The organism is Pantoea rodasii, from assembly GCF_002095465.1.
GTDB classification, from domain to species: Bacteria; Pseudomonadota; Gammaproteobacteria; order Enterobacterales; family Enterobacteriaceae; genus Pantoea; species Pantoea rodasii.
In genome coordinates this window covers 176,663-192,860 of the sequence record NZ_MLFP01000004.1, presented here as the reverse complement: position 1 = coordinate 192,860, position 16,198 = coordinate 176,663, and the positions used below count along the sequence as shown (strand labels likewise).

The 16,198-nt window shown below is 53.2% G+C and carries 14 protein-coding genes and 1 pseudogene; 8 read left to right on the top strand and 7 right to left on the bottom strand.

All coding sequences use genetic code 11. The annotated features are described in order from the left end of the window. Positions 1-38 precede the first annotated feature (38 nt). A complete protein-coding gene (locus tag HA45_RS07325) occupies positions 39-1,064 on the bottom strand; it encodes a LacI family DNA-binding transcriptional regulator (RefSeq protein ID WP_100704364.1) in 1,026 nt (341 codons plus the stop codon). Positions 1,065-1,396: 332 nt separating this feature from the next. Here HA45_RS07325 and HA45_RS07320 point away from each other — a divergent pair, with 332 nt between their 5' ends. Together HA45_RS07320 and HA45_RS07315 are read left to right on the top strand one after the other, a co-directional pair. Beyond that, complete coding sequence (locus HA45_RS07320; protein ID WP_100704363.1) at positions 1,397-2,434, top strand: Gfo/Idh/MocA family protein; 1,038 nt, start codon at positions 1,397-1,399, stop codon at positions 2,432-2,434. A gap of 16 nt (positions 2,435-2,450) precedes the next feature. Then, the gene (locus tag HA45_RS07315) at positions 2,451-3,332 is read left to right on the top strand and encodes a sugar phosphate isomerase/epimerase family protein (protein WP_100704681.1); all 882 of its coding nucleotides are present in this window, start codon (positions 2,451-2,453) and stop codon (positions 3,330-3,332) included. A gap of 34 nt (positions 3,333-3,366) precedes the next feature. Here the strand turns inward: HA45_RS07315 and HA45_RS07310 are convergent, their stop codons facing one another. After that, positions 3,367-4,377 (bottom strand): Gfo/Idh/MocA family oxidoreductase, encoded by a 1,011-nt coding sequence (locus HA45_RS07310; RefSeq protein WP_100704362.1) that lies wholly within the window; start codon positions 4,375-4,377, stop codon positions 3,367-3,369. Between the two features lie 100 nt (positions 4,378-4,477). Here HA45_RS07310 and HA45_RS07305 point away from each other — a divergent pair. From HA45_RS07305 to HA45_RS07295, 3 genes and pseudogenes are all read left to right on the top strand, one after another. Then, positions 4,478-5,496: pseudogene (locus tag HA45_RS07305) on the top strand (LacI family DNA-binding transcriptional regulator). 101 nt (positions 5,497-5,597) lie between these two features. Continuing rightward, positions 5,598-6,479 (top strand): glutathione-dependent disulfide-bond oxidoreductase, encoded by an 882-nt coding sequence (gene yghU / locus HA45_RS07300; RefSeq protein ID WP_100704360.1) that lies wholly within the window; start codon positions 5,598-5,600, stop codon positions 6,477-6,479. After that, on the top strand, positions 6,479-6,769 hold the full coding sequence (locus HA45_RS07295) for a DUF1330 domain-containing protein (protein ID WP_045831881.1): 291 nt from the start codon (positions 6,479-6,481) through the stop codon (positions 6,767-6,769). The genes yghU and HA45_RS07295 overlap by 1 nt, the downstream gene beginning before the upstream one ends. 71 nt (positions 6,770-6,840) lie before the next feature. Here the strand turns inward: HA45_RS07295 and HA45_RS07290 are convergent, their stop codons facing one another. Next, a complete protein-coding gene (locus HA45_RS07290) occupies positions 6,841-8,292 on the bottom strand; it encodes a methyl-accepting chemotaxis protein (RefSeq protein ID WP_100704359.1) in 1,452 nt (483 codons plus the stop codon). A 306-nt stretch (positions 8,293-8,598) separates the two neighbouring features. Between HA45_RS07290 and HA45_RS28040 the strand changes: the two genes are divergently transcribed. Next, on the top strand, positions 8,599-9,000 hold the full coding sequence (locus tag HA45_RS28040) for a glycosyltransferase family 2 protein (protein WP_244563419.1): 402 nt from the start codon (positions 8,599-8,601) through the stop codon (positions 8,998-9,000). Next, positions 8,955-9,524, top strand: coding sequence for a hypothetical protein (locus tag HA45_RS28035; protein WP_244563418.1), 570 nt, complete (start codon positions 8,955-8,957; stop codon positions 9,522-9,524). Before HA45_RS28040 ends, HA45_RS28035 begins: the two co-directional genes overlap by 46 nt. Positions 9,525-9,538: 14 nt before the next feature. Here HA45_RS28035 and HA45_RS07280 read toward each other — a convergent pair whose 3' ends face one another. From HA45_RS07280 to HA45_RS07265, 4 genes are all read right to left on the bottom strand, one after another. Then, on the bottom strand, positions 9,539-10,774 hold the full coding sequence (locus HA45_RS07280) for an O-antigen ligase family protein (RefSeq protein WP_157811660.1): 1,236 nt from the start codon (positions 10,772-10,774) through the stop codon (positions 9,539-9,541). Between the two features lie 388 nt (positions 10,775-11,162). Continuing rightward, positions 11,163-12,077, bottom strand: a complete 915-nt coding sequence (locus HA45_RS07275) for a substrate-binding domain-containing protein (protein WP_100704356.1) — start codon at positions 12,075-12,077, stop codon at positions 11,163-11,165. A 73-nt stretch (positions 12,078-12,150) separates the two neighbouring features. Continuing rightward, on the bottom strand, positions 12,151-12,930 hold the full coding sequence (locus tag HA45_RS07270) for a TIM barrel protein (RefSeq protein ID WP_100704355.1): 780 nt from the start codon (positions 12,928-12,930) through the stop codon (positions 12,151-12,153). After that, positions 12,930-13,949 (bottom strand): Gfo/Idh/MocA family oxidoreductase, encoded by a 1,020-nt coding sequence (locus tag HA45_RS07265; protein WP_100704354.1) that lies wholly within the window; start codon positions 13,947-13,949, stop codon positions 12,930-12,932. The genes HA45_RS07270 and HA45_RS07265 overlap by 1 nt, the downstream gene beginning before the upstream one ends. A gap of 195 nt (positions 13,950-14,144) precedes the next feature. Between HA45_RS07265 and HA45_RS07260 the strand changes: the two genes are divergently transcribed. Then, on the top strand, positions 14,145-16,103 hold the full coding sequence (locus HA45_RS07260; RefSeq protein WP_100704353.1) for a sigma-54-dependent Fis family transcriptional regulator: 1,959 nt from the start codon (positions 14,145-14,147) through the stop codon (positions 16,101-16,103). Positions 16,104-16,198: the final 95 nt, after the last annotated feature.

Sequence of the window (16,198 nt, the reverse complement as noted above, 5' to 3'; positions counted from 1 at the left end):
GGATTGTTGCGCTGCTGGCGATGAGTCTTGTTTAGAGGCTAAAGATTCTCACGCGTGATGATCTCAAACGGCAGCGTAACCTGGGAAAAATGCGTTCCCGGCTCGACATGCTGCTGAACGGTGCGGACGAGCTGCCGTGCCATATCCTCAATTTCATGGCGAATCATCACGGTAATCGTGCCGTCAATCAGTGCCAGCTCGCCCTCTTTCACCGGACCGTGACAGATTAACGCCACCTTGCGCTGCGGCTGCTGGCGCAACGCCTGAATAACGCCTTCAACACCGCCGCAGGGCGCATAGATCAACGCCAGATCGGCATGTTCTTCCAGCAACTGACGGGTAGCGTGATAGCCGCCATCGATCGACTCATGTGTTTTTAACGGTTCCAGCACGCGTCGGCTACTGTCCTGTTCGCGCAGGTAGGAGCGGAAGCTGATTTCGCAGCTCTCCTGACAGGTAAAACGATGGTCGCCCACCAGCACGCCCACCGATCCCGGCTGATGCAGCAGATGCGAGGCCACCCAACCGGCCGTGCGCCCGGCCTTTTGATTATCCAGCCCGAAATAGCCTGCATGTCCACAGGGCGAGAAGTTGGAGAACAGTGTATACACCCGAACGCCCTGGCGCGAGATGTTCTCAATCGCGTGGCGGATTAACGGATGATCCAGCGCGACTAAGCCAATCACATCCACCTGTTCTGCAAGGGTATACAGCGAGGCGACTACGGCCTCGACATCATCAATATCATGCCAGTAAAACTGCGGCTCAGTGCCTGAAGGATGTAACGGCTGCGTCTGCTGGCGCAGCGCATCAGTCAGCGCATGATAGAACGAGTAAGATTGGGAGAGCAGCACAAACCCCATGCGCAGCGTGACGCGTGCGGACTGGATTGAACCGTTGATCGGCGCTACCGGCCCGAGCTGATATCCTAAACGTTGGGCGGCTTCCAGCACCTTCTGTTCGGTGGCAGCACGCACCGGTGCGCGACGGTTTAGCACACGGTCCACCGTCGCAACGCCCACGCCTGCGGCGCGAGCGATGGCATTGAGGGTGATTTTGCTCATCATCACATTCCATTTTGATAGTTAGTTATCAAAAATAATGCCTTATTTTGCTGACCAGTGCGAATGTGACGTGACTCCAATCTGCATTTCCTCTCATGATTTGATAGTTAACCTTTCAGACTTATGATCGTCCTCGCAAAAATGAAATGGATCATTTCATTTAGATTCCATACCGAATAAATGTTTGATATCTAATTGCCTGACCCTGGCAAATTGAGCTGATGGATTTCCATCAGCAAAGAGGTAGAGGGTGTAGGTGCGCCTTTCTATAGTGAAAGCGATCTGCCTTATCGGCTCCCAGCGATGTTGTACCCCATAAAAACGGAGATGATATGTTCCCTACATCCTTACCAGCACCTCGCCGTCACCCTGAAAATCAAATTCCCGCGCTGCGCTGGGGCATTGTTGGCCCCGGCTGGATCGCCGACCATTTTGCCAACGCGCTGCGTCACCATACTCAGCAGCAACTGGTGGCCGTGTCGTCACGCAGCCTCGAAAAAGCGCAGGCCTTTGCCAGCAAATGGGATATTCCGCACGCCGTCGAAGGCATTGACGCACTGCTGAGCCGGAATGACATCGATGTGGTGTATATCGCCACGCCACACAATCACCACTTCCCGGATGGTCTGCGCGCGCTGCAAGCCGGCAAACATGTGCTGATTGAGAAGCCGCTAGCGCTTAATGCACTACAGGCGTTGCAGTTACAGCAGGAAGCACACAAACAACAACGCTTGTGCGTAGAGGCAATGTGGTGCGATTTCGCGCCGAAATACGATGTGATCCGCCAGTTGCTGGCTGATGGTGCGCTGGGCGATATTCACACCTTGATCGCCGATCATGGAGAACACTTCACACAGGATCACCGCATTTTCAATCTCGATCTGGCGGGCGGACCAATGCTGGATCTCGGCAGCTATTTGATCGGCTTTAGCGTGCTGGTCGGCGGCGCACCCGACAGCATTGTGGCGAAAGGCCAGCCTGCACCGGGCGGCGTCAATGGCCAAACGTCGATGTTGCTGACCCATGGCAATGGCATGCACTCGGTGCTCAACACCACGCTGTTCAGCAACACACCCGGCACCGCCGTGATTGCCGGTCGCGATGCCACGATCTACATCGACGGCCAGTTCTATGCGCCAGGCAATTTCCGCCTCACCTCCAGCGATGGCCGCCACACGCTGCGCTGGGAAGAACCGAAAAATCGCTATATTCAGCTCTGTCATGAAATCGAACATACCGCCTGGTGTATCCATCAGGGGCTGCTTGATTCGCCTGTCCGTCCGCTGGCCACCTCACTGGCCACGCTGCACGCCATGGATGAAGTCAGGAAGCAGATCGGTGTGGTGTTTAATGAAGAGCGCACCGCTTAACGATCAGGAGAACAACATGAAAATCGCTTTTGATGTGGATGTCATCAGAGAGATGGGCATCACGCGCATGGTGCATCAGGTGGCCGAATGGGGTTACAAGTACATCGAACAGTCGCCCCATCCGCAGATCAATCCATTCTATAAACATCCAAAAGCCAGTCGCGAAATCATGCGCGAGTATAAAAACGCGCTAAATGCGACTGGCGTGGAAATCTCGTCGTTTATCACCGTTTATCGCTGGTCTGGCCCGGACGAATTGCGTCGTCAGGCGGCGGTGAAAAACTGGAAACGCATGATTGAAATCGCCGTTGAGATGGGTGTGCAGGTGATCAACACCGAGCTATCCGGCAACCCGAACGAGCCGGAAATCTGCGAAGAGATGTTCTATCGCTCGATGGAAGAGTTATTGCCGATTTTCGAACGAGAAGGCATCCGCGTCGAAATTCAGGCACATCCATGGGATTTCTGCGAACAAAGCAACGAAACGGCGGATATCGTGAAATCGTTCCGCAGCGACAACGTTAAATACATCTACAGCGCGCCACACACCTTCTACTACGACAAAGGCGTGGGCGATGTGAAAAACATGCTGCATTACGCGGGCGACGATCTGTCGCATATGCTGATTGCCGATACCATGAACCACACTAAGCACTGCCGCTATATCGTTAACCCACCGGGCGTTGATGCGACCATTCATCAGCACGTGGCAGTGGGTGAAGGCGAGGTGAACTTTGATGCGCTGTTTGAAGCGCTGCGCGAAATGGATTTCGCCAACCGCACCTACAAAGTTGGCGGTGAGTCGATTATCTCGGCGGCGCTGTTTGGTTATCCGGAAAAGATGAAGTATCAGGCGGTAGAAACGCGGGAATTGATAGAGCGTGAACTACTGAAGTAAAGCTGAGGCGCGGCCAGTGTGCCGCGCCCTGTTATTAAATTGCCACCCACTCCACTTCCACAAATTCACCGCGTGTCAGTGATTGCTGTGCCGCCTCGGCAATCGCCTGCGCGCGCAGACCGTCGATCAATCCTGGCAGCCCATCGATTTTCTCTCCGCCGATATGACGCACAAACGCATCCAGATGGGTGTAGTAAGTCTCTTTCACCCGGCTAAACCAGTCGGCATACAAACCGGGTTGGGTAATACCGTTGCCCTGATACAGCGTGGCGCCGCGCGCTGACTGGCTCTCTGAAGCCAGCATCCCTTTACTGCCCATCACGCTGATGCGTTCGTCGTAGCCGTAAGCCGTGCGGCGAGTGTTATCCAGTTGTGCCAGTGCGCCTTGCTGCATGCGCATGATCAGCACCGAAGTATCGACATCAAAATCACGGATCTCCGGCATTGCCAGCGCCGCGCCCAGCGCACCGACAGTGCTGACTTCATCTTCTGTCAGCCAGCGCAGCAAATCGAAAAAGTGGATCGCCTGATCGCGCATCTGACCGCCAGAAGCTTGCAGATAGCTGATTGGCGGCAGTTCTGACGCGCGGCACACCATCTGAATCAGTTCAGTGCGGCCAATCAGCCCTTGTTGCAGCTGTGATTTAAGTTGCTGATGGCTCTGGTCAAAACGGCGGTTGAAGCCAACGGTAACGGGAACCTGCACCGGGGAAATCTTCTCCACCACCTCACGCGCACGCTGCAACGACAGATCAATCGGTTTCTCGCAGTACACCGCTTTGCCCGCCAGCACCGCTTGCTCCAGCAGTTCAGCGTGGGTTGGCGTGGCGCTGGCGATCAGCACCGCGTCGATGGCATCACTGTTCAATGCCTGCTGCACGCTGGCTGCCCGCGCGCCATAGCGCTGCGCTACCGCTTCGGCACGTGACGCATCAATGTCGCACACCAGCGCCAGATCCACGCCAGGATGCGCCGCCAGGTTCGCGGCGTGCACCTGGCCGATAAATCCACTACCAATCAAGGCAAAACGTTGCGGGGTCCGCATTTTAACGCTCCTTTTGTTCACATTTTGGAAGAGCCAATGTTGTCAAAATAGCGCTTTCTGGCAGGCTAGCTGAACGCGGTTTTTGATGGAATTACCTCAGATGAAAGCACTGACGCTAGCGGAGCTGGCTAAGCAAGTCGGGGTCGGCGTGGCCACGGTCGATCGGGTATTAAACGATCGCGGTGGTGTGTCCCCGGCAATGACCAAAAAATCCTGCAGGCGGCGCGGGATGCGGGTTTAAAGCGCATCCTGCCAGAAGAACATCGCCACAGCTGGCAGATTGAAGTGCTGCTCAGCGGCAACGGTTCGTTCTTCTTCCAGCAGCTGGCACAGGATTTTGCCCGTCTTGCTGATGAACTGGGCTATCGCCGTCTGCGCCTGCATCGCACGCTGATCCCGGAAAACGCACCCGAGAAGCTGGCCGCGCACATTGCCACCAGCAGTAAAAAGATGGATGCGCTGATCGTTTTCGCCCACGAAAATCCGCTGATTTATGATGCTTTAGCAGCGTGTCAGGCGCGCGGCGTGCCGGTGATCACCATGGTCACCGATCTGCCCGATGCGGCGCGCTTGTGCCATGTTGGCATTGATCAGTATAAAGCTGGACGCACCGCCGGGTTGATGCTCGGCAGCATGATCAATGCACCGGGCGATGTGGTGCTGGTGAGTGGCCGCGCCGACTATTCGGCCCATCGTCAGCGTATTGACGGTTTTCAGGCGGTGCTGGCGGAGCGTTTTCCGCAGCTAAGGTTGCGGGAAATTCTTGCCGGGCAGGATGAACGCGATCGTATCAGTCGTCTGCTGGAGAAGACTCTGGCCGGATCGCAAAATATCGTCGGACTCTACAACACCGGCCTCGGCAATACGCAAATCCACGAAGCGCTGGCGCGCCATCGACTCGGCGGCAAAGTGGTGTATATGACGCATGAACTCTATGCCACCACGCGCCAGCTTTTTGAGAAGCGCGTGCTGACGTTAACACTCGATCAAAATACCCTGCGTCACGCCCAGCTGGCGCTGACGCTGCTGCTAAAACACCTCGAAGACGGTGAACAACCCGATACCTATCAGTCCGGCAAAGTGGACTTTATGCTGTTTACGCAAGAAAACTTCACATAATCACGCTTTGCATCTCACCGCCAGCGCGGTTAAATCGCCTTCATCTGTCGCTGCTACACTCAGTAGCAGCAAAAACGCAATCACAACAAGGCGAAATCACTATGTCGGAAAATCAGTATCAGCCCGCGAAAGTCTGGACCTGGGACCCGGAAGCCAAAGGTAACGGCGCGAAAACCAACCGTCCGTTCGCCGGGCCGACGCATGATAAAACCCTGCCGGTCGGCAAACACCCGCTGCAGCTCTATTCGCTCGGCACCCCGAACGGCCAGAAGGTCACCATCCTGTTGGAAGAATTGCTGGCGGTTGGCGCTAAAGAGGCCGAATACGATGCCTGGCTGATTCGCATCGGTGATGGCGATCAGTTCTCCAGCGGCTTCGTTGACGTGAACCCGAACTCTAAAATCCCTGCACTCAGCGATCACTCGGTCACACCACCGCTGCGCGTGTTCGAATCAGGCAACATCCTGCTGTATCTGGCTGAGAAGTTTGGTCACTTCATTCCTGCCGATGTGGCCGGTCGTACTGAAACCCTGAACTGGCTGTTCTGGCTGCAGGGTTCTGCGCCTTATCTGGGCGGCGGCTACGGTCACTTCTATTTCTACGCGCCAGAAAAAATCGAATACGCCGTCAACCGCTTCACGCTGGAAGCCAAGCGTCAGCTGGATGTGCTGGATCGTCAGCTCGCGAATAACCGTTTCCTCGCCGGTGAGGAATACACCATCGCCGATATCGCCACCTGGCCGTGGTACGGCAACCTGGTGCTGAACAATATTTACGGCGGCGGCGAGTTCCTTGATGTGCAGTCCTATAAGAACGTGGTGCGCTGGGCCAAAGAAATCGCTGAACGTCCAGCGGTGATCCGGGGTCGCAAAGTGAATAAGGCGTTTGGTGCCGAGCCGCAGGATCAACTGCTGGAGCGCCACGATGCTTCTGATTTCGATACCAACACTGAAGACAAACGTCAGGCGCGAGGAGAACAGTAATGGCCGCTTATGTGGTGATGATTAAAGACGAAACGCTGGATAAAGATGAACTGGCGACTTACGCGCAGAAAGCCGGTGAGGCACGCGGCGATCATCAGATCACGCCGCTGGCGTTTTATGGCGATCTTGAAGTACTGGAAGGCCGCGATGCGGAAGGCGTAGTGGTGCTGGAGTTTGCGGATATTGATGCAGCAAAAGCCTGGTATCACAGCCCGGCGTATCAGGAAGCAAAAGCCCATCGGGTCAAAGGCGCGAACTATCGCGTGCTGCTGGTCAAGGGTGTGGCTTAACCTGCCAAAGGGGCGCACTTCGGTGCGCCCTATCAGTCAAAGCAGTGGTGATTTGCGCGTCTCACCAAGTTTCAATCCAATCTGAATAATGCAATCGCCTGCTGCAACTGGTTCGCCTGTTGTTGCTGCTGATGCGCCACCTGCAAGGTTTCGGCCACGTGCTGAACGTTGTGATGCACGCTGTGATCGATGCTGTTGATGCTCTGCTGAATCTGCTCGATGCTCAAATTCTGCTGCTCACTCATTTCAGACAGCTCGGTGACCAGCTGTGACAACCCGCTGATGCTGCTATGAATCGCACGCATGGTCTGTGCCGCATCCTCAATCTGCACCGTACCCTGCTCGGTACTCAAGGTGCTGGCATCCATCAGTTGGCGAATTTCGCGGGCGGCATTCTCGCAGCGCATCGCCAGATTGCGCACTTCGCTCGCCACCACGGCAAAACCGCGCCCCTGACTTCCGGCACGTGCCGCTTCTACCGAAGCGTTCAGTGACAAAATATTGGTCTGGAAAGCGATACCGTCGATCAATTCTAAAATCACTTTCACCCGCTGTGACTCTTCGCTGATTTTGGACATTGAGCCAATCGCCGACTGGATATTTTCCTCTCCGCGCGTGGCCACCGCCCGCGTATCCCGCGCTAACTCGCTTGCGCTCTGCGCTTTGTCACGCGTTAAGCTGGCGGCGATGCTGATTTCCGTCATCGCACTGGCCGCCACTTCCAGCGCCTGCGCCTGTTCATCGGTGCGGGTCGACAGTGCGGCGTTGCGTTGCAAAATACTTTCTGACTCCGTCAGCAAGGCGCTCACGCCGAGGCTCACCTGATGGAGCGTGCCATGCATGGTGCCTAATGTGGTGCTGAAAGTGCGTGCGAACGGCGTTTCACTCTGCTGCGTATCTGCGTTCAGCGTCAGATATCCGGCCTGTTGGTTGATTTGTGATGCCAGCTCCGCCACTTCACTCGCGGAACGAGCATCGGCGGCCATCTGACGCGCAATCACCAGCAAGATAGCGGTTTGCGCCACCACAAATAGGGCATGAAACAGCACCATATCCCAGCCCGGATGATGGAATACCACCACACCCAACAGGTCGTTTTCTTGCAGATAATTAAACAAGACGTGATGCGTGGCCGCTGCTACCGCGCCCATAAGCAGCGGGCGGATGTCGCGCCACGCCAGCAGCACCGACATCAGCACAAACACTGAGAAGTGGTATTCGGTTTCACCGCCGCCGAGTTGAATCAGTAATCCCGCCCAGCCAATCAACAGCGCAGAGAGCACTAGCCTTGAAGTCAGGGTGCCGCGCATCATCGTGCCAAAGAAGGTCGACAGCAGCGCCAACGCCAGGCCGGCAATCAGCGCCACTGGCGTGCAGTCATTCATCCACCCCACGCCGAGCGCAATCAGCCATAAGCCCCAGTTGAGCATGACGGCAAGGCTATCTGCGCGCTGAGCGATACGTCGCAGCGAAACCATCTCTACCGGCACAGCGTCCGGGCCTGACAAGGGCGTTGCGATCATGAAATTTTCCACACAGAGGTTGATCAAAGCGCCCCATCACTGCAGGGCAAAGCGCACGGACTGAATGGATAATTTATCGACAGCAGCTGGAGAAAATTTAGTTTTGTTAATAGGTTAAGTCAGTAAATGTGATCGATTTCGCTTTCGATACAAAAAAATCCTGCCGTTGGGCTTAATGAGAGGTCATCGTTCGTATTATTCTGACTTTCTGCAATATTTGAGCTGCTACGCGAATTCTCTCACTCCTTATAGTGGACCTATAGTAATATTAAACGTGATGTCTCTTATAAAAGATCGCGGATAATTATGGCTTCTCCTTACGTTATTAGTGTCTTGCTCACAGCGTATAATTGTGAAAAATTTCTTCCAGACACGTTAGGGAGCTTAAAGAATGCCTGCATCGGGGTGCAGGATTCAGTTGAGATCATTCTTGTCAATGATGCGTCCTCTGATAAAACCAGTGAAATCCTTCACGACTTTGCCAGCAAACACCCACATGCACGTGCATTTGATGTGTCCTTGAGAAATATTGGCAAGGTTAGAAATTTTGCAGTGAGTCAGTGCCGCGGACAGTATGTCACTATGCTAGATGGTGATGATCTTCTGTTAAAAAATTCGTTATCAGATATTGTTGACTGCCTAAAAAAGAGCAGCCAGATGCCTTGCTCGCTGCACTCAATGAAGTTTATGAGAATAAAAAACATATAAATAAATGGCATGGTCTGACGACTACGTCATTAACTCAGCATCAAACCATTGAGAAGTTTCTTATTCACCGTGATTTGCAGGCTCATTTTATCGGGCAATTTATTAAGAGAGAAATTCTGGAACATAATCATTTTCCAGATTTTTCTTGCTATGAAGATGCTTACCTCTTCCCCTCCGTCCTGAATGCAAGCCATCACATTCTCTACGCGAGTCAGAGCCCGTATCTTTATTTTAAGAGAGCGCAAAGCTTATCGAGCGATTTGGATGCCGAAAAAGTATCCATGCTTATCTTTGCAACACAAAGAATGGATGAGATTTTTCAGGATCAATATCGAAATCTTCTTTCCTGTCATTGGATCAATATCGTGCACAAATATTATCCAATCATTAAAAATGAAAATGAAAAAGAGATAGTTAAAACCGCAATTAGTAAGATACCGGTTATCTCTTTTCTTGCTGATTCCAAGGTCAGAACCAGCATTAAGAGAAAATATTTTAAAATGAAACTGAAAGGAACTATATAGTAGGCACGATACTCTTATCGCTTCTGGTCTTTACTGTACGATTCGTCACTCTCGATCAATGAAAGTAAAACCACTAAAACACTAAACATTGCAATGAATTCAACGGACGTGAGCAATACATCTGTCATACCGTATAGTAGAATTGCAATACTGGCTATTGCTAGCGGAGTCAGCTTACGACCATTTTTAATTTCTAAAATAATAAATGTATAAAAGAAATACAGTAATACAAACACACCCATTACACCGAAGATTGACGCAAATTGAATAAACTCATTATGCAAATGAACATTAATATAAATTAATGCCCATGAATCAGATTGGTGATGCTCATTGAGATACGTAGTGATGAATTTATTTCTTTGATCCTGCGTCTGACCAAACGGCGAATGTTCAAAGGCTAAAATTCCTGTTTTCCACATGGTAAAGCGTGAGCCGAGCGATGTTTTATCATTGCCATGCTGATAATCATTATATTCATTAACCGTTGATTCAACACGGACTTCAACCACCTTGTAGCTAAATCCAATGGCCACTAACAATAATACTGCTATGCAACCGATGAATCTGACATTACGTGTCACCGCAAAAAGCCTGAAGGTCATAATGGCCAAAAATAACGTATGAATAACCATGGCAGATCGTGTTTGCGTCAACATAATAACGTACAATGAAACGATTGACACAATTAAAAAACAAAATTTCTTTAGTTTAGTCTCTGGAAGATTTAAAATTAAATAGATCAATGAAAGAACCACTGCGGAATAAGCATAGGCTGTCATCGTGGCCCGATTGATGCCTAATACAATCCGTTCATTCGATGTAAATGACTGAAATGTTGCGAAACAACTTGCTGTTAAAAACGTCAGGGATAGAGAAACAAGAGCACATTTCACCATCTGTTTTTTATCAATATAACCTGCATGTGAAATATGCATAATGTAAACAGCTATAATATAACCCAGTGCAAATCGCTTTGCAGCAGTATAATACAACCCATCATGTGTATGGTCGTAATACTGAAAAAATAGAGACCAACCGACATAGACCAACCCTAGCGAAAGTATTGCTAAGGCTTTACGGTCTGTGAGTATTATCGGTCTTCTTTTACATAACTCAATCACCACGCCGGTCAATGAAAAATAAGCGCAATAATAAAATAACACTCGACCGCCCTTTTCGAAAAGAAAGGCAATCGGAAGAATGCAAATAAGAGTAGAGAATGCCAACCAGGGCAATAACAAACTCACATTTTTCCTATCCATCATTGACATTAATATACGCAAAATTTATTCAGCCTCAATAACCTGATACATAACCACTTAATTTAAGTAAAATCCTAGAGTAATACTGATTTTACTTTATGTTATCCACCTTAACGGTTTGATATCTTTGTTATGAAGATGACACAGTAATGCTGCTTCATCATCCTTTACCTAACGGGATATCATCAATTGACGCTGATAATGCCGCACTCATTGATAAACGTCCAGTAGGCGCAATCAATAGCGCTGATGACTTTGGCTGGATAGGCTATTCAGATAACATATATCGTGGGGAAGGAAGATCGAGGGTAACTGACTGAATTGATGATTCTGAAACGCCTCCTCTTACATCCTTGTAAAGAGGAAGCAGAACTTATTTCGCAGCAAACTGCGCGTAGTTATCCGGTGTAATGGTCTGATACGGCACCCAGTTGTACTCCTGCACTTTCTGCTTATCCAGCAGCGCTTTCGTCACCTGCACCGCACCGATTGCCTGACCTTTGGCATCCTGGAAAATGGTCAAAACCATCTTGCCGTTTTTCACAAACTGCTGGCCGTCGGGCGTACCATCAATTCCCGCCACCAGGATTTTGTCATTTTTAGCCTGACTGAGTGCCATGATGGCCCCAATCGCCATTTCGTCGTTATTGGCGGCAATCGCATCGATCGGGCGCTGATTCAGCAGCCAGCTCGATACCACATCCACCGCTTCATTACGCTGCCATTTGGCGGTCTGCTTCTCTACCACCTTCATACCTTTGTATTTGGCGATCACCGCTTCTACCGCACGGGTGCGCTCGCGCGCTTCCTCATTCGACAGTGCGCCCATCAGAATCGCCACATTGCCTTTGTAATTCATTTTCTTCGCTAACGCTTCCATCTGCATTTCACCGCCTAATGCCGAATCGGAACCGACATAGGCCATGTCAGCCGGCAGTTTCACTTCGGGCTTACGATTGACGAAAATCAGCGGAATATTGGCCTTTTTCGCAGCGGTAATCATCGGCAAGACACCTTGTGTATCGACCGGATTGAGGATGATGGCGTCAACGCCCTGATTGATAAAATCATCGACCTGCTGCACCTGCAATGCCACATCCCCTTTAGCATCAACAAACTGGCTGTTGAGTTGATTGGCCTTTAACTCCTCCTGCATCTGCGTGCGCAGAATCGAGACAAAGTTAAGGTCGAAGTTGGCCAGCGCGACGCCAACGGTGAAGGTTTTGGCGCTGACACTCAGACTCAGCAGCAGTGAGCACAGACAAAGCATGATGTTTCGGATAGTCATGAGGTGATTCCTGTAGGTTGAGGTTTTATTGTTATGACGCCGGGCAACAGGCAAATACCCGGCGGTAAAACGCTTAAATCGTGAAGTGATCGCGGAACTGTTGCAGCGCGGCCGTGCTGTCACCGCTGGCCCAGCCCTCCATCGCCACCGTGCCGCTGTAACCCACTTCCTGCAGTGCACGCGCGATTGCGCGATAGTTGATCTCGCCGGTGCCCGGCTGCTGGCGGCCCGGCACATCCGCGACCTGAACTTCACCGATGGCAGTCCCGCTGCGGCGAATCAGCTCGATCAAATTGCCTTCGCCAATCTGCGCATGATAAAGGTCGAGGTTCATCTTCAGCGCCGGACTGTTGACCGCTTCCACCAGCGCCAGCGTATCGGCAGCCAGCGCAAAAGGGGTTCCGGGATGATCGACCGGTAAATTGAGGTTTTCGAGGGTGAACACGCGTCCGGCGCGCTCGCCGAGTTGCGCCACTTTGCGCAAGGTATCGACCGCTTTCAGCCACATCGCGCCGGTCACCACTTCAACGGGTTTGACCGGCAAGCCTCTGTCATCCAGCCCGGTGCCATGCAGATTCAGCCCCGGGCAGTTAAGCCGTTCAGCCACCGCCAGCGAGGCTTCAGCACTCTGCAGCAGTTGCTGGATCTCGTCATCATCGGTGAGATTGCCGGTGAGATAACCCGTCATGGAGGTAAATCGCGCGCCCGTGGCCACCAGCGCATCAATGTCTTTATTGGCCCATCCCCAGATTTCTACGCCAAAACCCAACGCGTGAATGCGTTTAACGCGTTCGACGAAAGGCAGATCGAGAAACACCATTTCGGCACAGACCGAGAGTTGATAAGCAGCCATTAGCGCGCTCCTAATTTGACAGGCAGGTTATGTTTAACCGATTCAATACAGGCCAGCGCAATCTCCAGCGCATTGCGCGCGTCTTCGCCGGTGGCACGTGGCGTTTCGCCGGTGCGGATGCAGCGGGCAAACTCGGTCATCTCCGCCACGTAGGCTTCGCGTAGCAGATCGGAATCCATACGTGAGGTCTCCATGCTGATGCCACTGGCGCTGTAGCGTACGCAGTTAGAAGAGGTGATATGGCCCGCCTGCAGCATCCCCTTGCTGCCAAATACCTCACCGCGTACGTCGTAGCCATACACCGCCTGGAAGTTGGCTTCCGCAATGGCTATCGCTCCGTTATCAAAGCGAATCGTCACGACTGAGGTGTCCAGCAGCCCGTGATCTTTAAAGTCCGGGCGCACCAGCGCATCAGCAATGGCGTAGACTTCCACCGGCTTCGCGCCAGGGTTGAAATGCAGCAGCGTATCGAAATCGTGGATCAGCGTTTCGAGGTAAATGGTCCACTGCGGGATGCGCGACGGATCGTGCAGTGCCGGATCGCGCGTCAGCGATCGGCTCAGTTGGGTTGTCCCGTTCTCGCCCGCCTTCACCGCCGCAATTGCCGCCGCAAAGCCCGCATCAAAGCGGCGGTTAAAACCGACCTGCAACACCACGCCCGCACGTTTGGCGGCGGCAATGGCGCGATCGGCTTCCTCCAGCGTGATGGCCATTGGCTTTTCGCAGAACACATGCTTGCCCGCGTTCGCCGCTGCAATCACCCATTCCGCATGAGTACGTGCCGGGGCCGCAATCGCGATGGCATCGATCTCCGGATCCAGCAGTAGCGCATGCAAATCGCTGTAGGCTTTTGCCACGCCCAGTTTGCTGGCGAGCTTTTCCGCTGCACCCGGCTGCGGATCCGCCACCGCCGCCAGCATGGCACCCGGCACGCGATACGCCAGGTTTTCAGCGTGGAAGCTGCCCATGCGCCCTGCGCCAATCAGACCAACGCGTACCGGTTGAAGATGAAATGTCATAAATCATTCCTTACTGTTTGGATGTGTCCGTTCGGGACAGGAGAGATAGCCATTTCATTGCAATCCGGATGCCAACCAAAAACGCCTATTTATGTGAGACACAACACAGCGTTGCGCGGCAAACTGGCCATAAACTTTACATGTCAACTTCACATGTTCATAAAATGGACACTCCAACTTTTTGAGGAATGCCTGATGCGTGCCATCGAGCGTTTGCCGTTTAAAGATGAAAGCGATCCGATTTTCAGCCTGCCGGACGCGGCTGAAGTGGGTGAATGGAATACGCTGCTGTGGCAGGGCTGGCACAGCTTTGAACGGGGTGAACAGCCGGGCTGGATGCGGCGCAGCATATTGCAGTCATGGCAGCGATCGCAGCAGCGCGCCATTGATCCTCATACCTTTGTCTACACCTCGCCGCCCACCGATGAGCTGGCCGCCATTCTTGCGCACAATGCCGAGCTGATTGTGGTGGCGCGCAACGTGATGGAGAACCTGCTGGCCTATAACCCGGACGGCCACATCAACCTTACGGATGCACAGGGCGTGACGCTGCATTATTGCGGCGCGGATTTGACGCCGGTTGGTAGCATCCTGCGTGAAGAGGTGCTCGGCACCAACTGCACCGCGCGTTGCCTGATCGAGCAGCGGCTGGTGTATGTGCTGAACGGTGAAAACTGGAAGATCGCGCTGCGTAAGCGCCACTTTCAATGTGCTGCAGCCCCGATCCGCGATGCCAGTGGCCAATTGCTGGGCGTGCTGACGCTCACCGCTACGCCCGATAACTTTAACGCGCACACGCTGGGCACGGTGCAGGCCGCGGCGGAAGCGGTGGGACAACAGCTGATGCTGCGCAGCTTGCTGGCGGAACAGCAGTCGATCCTCGAAACGCTGAATGAGGGCGTGATCGTCTGCGATCGTCACGGACAGATCAAAACGCTGAATCGCTATGCGCGACAGATCTTCACGGGGCTTGATCCGCAGGCCGGTCCGATCGATGTGCTGCTCCAGCCACAGGGCGGATCGCTGCTGACCATGCCGTTCTGCAACGACCGCGAGCTGCAGTTTATGCCGGATGGCGTGCATCCCCTCTCCTGCCTGATCTCCCTGATGCCGGCACCGGACGGCGGCCGCGTGCTGTCACTGCGTGAGAACCAGCGCATTCGGGCCATCACGCGGCGAGTGATGGGTGTCAGCGCCAGCTATACCTTTGAAATGATCCGCGGCCACGCACCGCGGGTACAGCAGGCGATCCAAAAGGCGCGGGCCAGTAGCCGTACCGACAGCACGGTTCTGCTGAGTGGCGAAAGCGGCACAGGCAAAGAGCTGTTTGCCCAGGCGATACATAACGCCAGCCCGCGCCATCAGGAACCGTTCATCGCCCTCAACTGCGGCGCACTGCCGCGCGACCTGGTGCAAAGCGAGCTGTTTGGCTATGTCGACGGGGCGTTTACCGGTTCGCGTCGGGGCGGGTCCGCTGGGAAATTCGAGCTGGCGGATGGCGGCACGCTGTTCCTGGATGAAATTGCTGAGATGCCGCTGGAAGCACAAACCAGTTTGTTGCGCGTATTGCAGGAGAGCGAGGTGGTGCGCATCGGCGCGGCTCATCCACTTAAGGTGAATGTACGCATTATCGCGGCAACCCACTGCAATCTGCTGGATGCGGTGGAGAAAGGCGCTTTTCGCCGCGATCTCTTCTATCGGCTTAACGTTATTTCATTAGAAATTCCGCCGCTGCGCGCGCGTCAGGAGGATATTCCGGGGTTAGTGAATACCTTTATTCAGGCGCTCTGTACCCGATTAAAACGCATCGCGCCGCAGGTATCGTCAGAAGCGATGAGCTGTTTGCAGGCATGGCATTGGCCCGGCAACGTACGTGAGCTGGAGAATCTGGTCGAACGTATGGTGAATTTGTGTGAAGGGCTGGAGATTGGCACCCTGGATTTGCCAGAGGAAATGACGCAGCGGGCGCTTCCGTCTGAATCCAGCACCTTAACCTCGCTGCAAGAGAATGAGCGCCAGCATGTGTTGCAGGTGGTGAGCGAGCAGAAAGGCAACCTGCGCCAGTCGGCACAGCTGCTCGGGATCTCGCGCACTGCGTTGTATAACAAACTGAAAATCTGGCAGGTGGATGTCACCGCAATGCGCGGGAAATAGGTTAAAGCGGGAAGATCTCTCCTCCCGCCCAGCCTCGTGCGCAGGCTTTCCCTGAATCCTGAGCTGGATTCAGGGAAGACCACAGAGTGGGCAGA

Bases quoted from the DNA above. Each gene is read 5' to 3' on its own strand.
- HA45_RS07325 (WP_100704364.1), bottom strand. From the start codon at position 1,064: ATGAGCAAAATCACCCTCAATGCCATCGCTCGCGCCGCAGGCGTGGGC.
- HA45_RS07320 (WP_100704363.1), top strand. From the start codon at position 1,397: ATGTTCCCTACATCCTTACCAGCACCTCGCCGTCACCCTGAAAATCAA.
- HA45_RS07315 (WP_100704681.1), top strand. From the start codon at position 2,451: ATGAAAATCGCTTTTGATGTGGATGTCATCAGAGAGATGGGCATCACG.
- HA45_RS07310 (WP_100704362.1), bottom strand. From the start codon at position 4,377: ATGCGGACCCCGCAACGTTTTGCCTTGATTGGTAGTGGATTTATCGGC.
- yghU (WP_100704360.1), top strand. From the start codon at position 5,598: ATGTCGGAAAATCAGTATCAGCCCGCGAAAGTCTGGACCTGGGACCCG.
- HA45_RS07295 (WP_045831881.1), top strand. From the start codon at position 6,479: ATGGCCGCTTATGTGGTGATGATTAAAGACGAAACGCTGGATAAAGAT.
- HA45_RS07290 (WP_100704359.1), bottom strand. From the start codon at position 8,292: ATGATCGCAACGCCCTTGTCAGGCCCGGACGCTGTGCCGGTAGAGATG.
- HA45_RS28040 (WP_244563419.1), top strand. From the start codon at position 8,599: ATGGCTTCTCCTTACGTTATTAGTGTCTTGCTCACAGCGTATAATTGT.
- HA45_RS07275 (WP_100704356.1), bottom strand. From the start codon at position 12,077: ATGACTATCCGAAACATCATGCTTTGTCTGTGCTCACTGCTGCTGAGT.
- HA45_RS07270 (WP_100704355.1), bottom strand. From the start codon at position 12,930: ATGGCTGCTTATCAACTCTCGGTCTGTGCCGAAATGGTGTTTCTCGAT.
- HA45_RS07265 (WP_100704354.1), bottom strand. From the start codon at position 13,949: ATGACATTTCATCTTCAACCGGTACGCGTTGGTCTGATTGGCGCAGGG.
- HA45_RS07260 (WP_100704353.1), top strand. From the start codon at position 14,145: ATGCGTGCCATCGAGCGTTTGCCGTTTAAAGATGAAAGCGATCCGATT.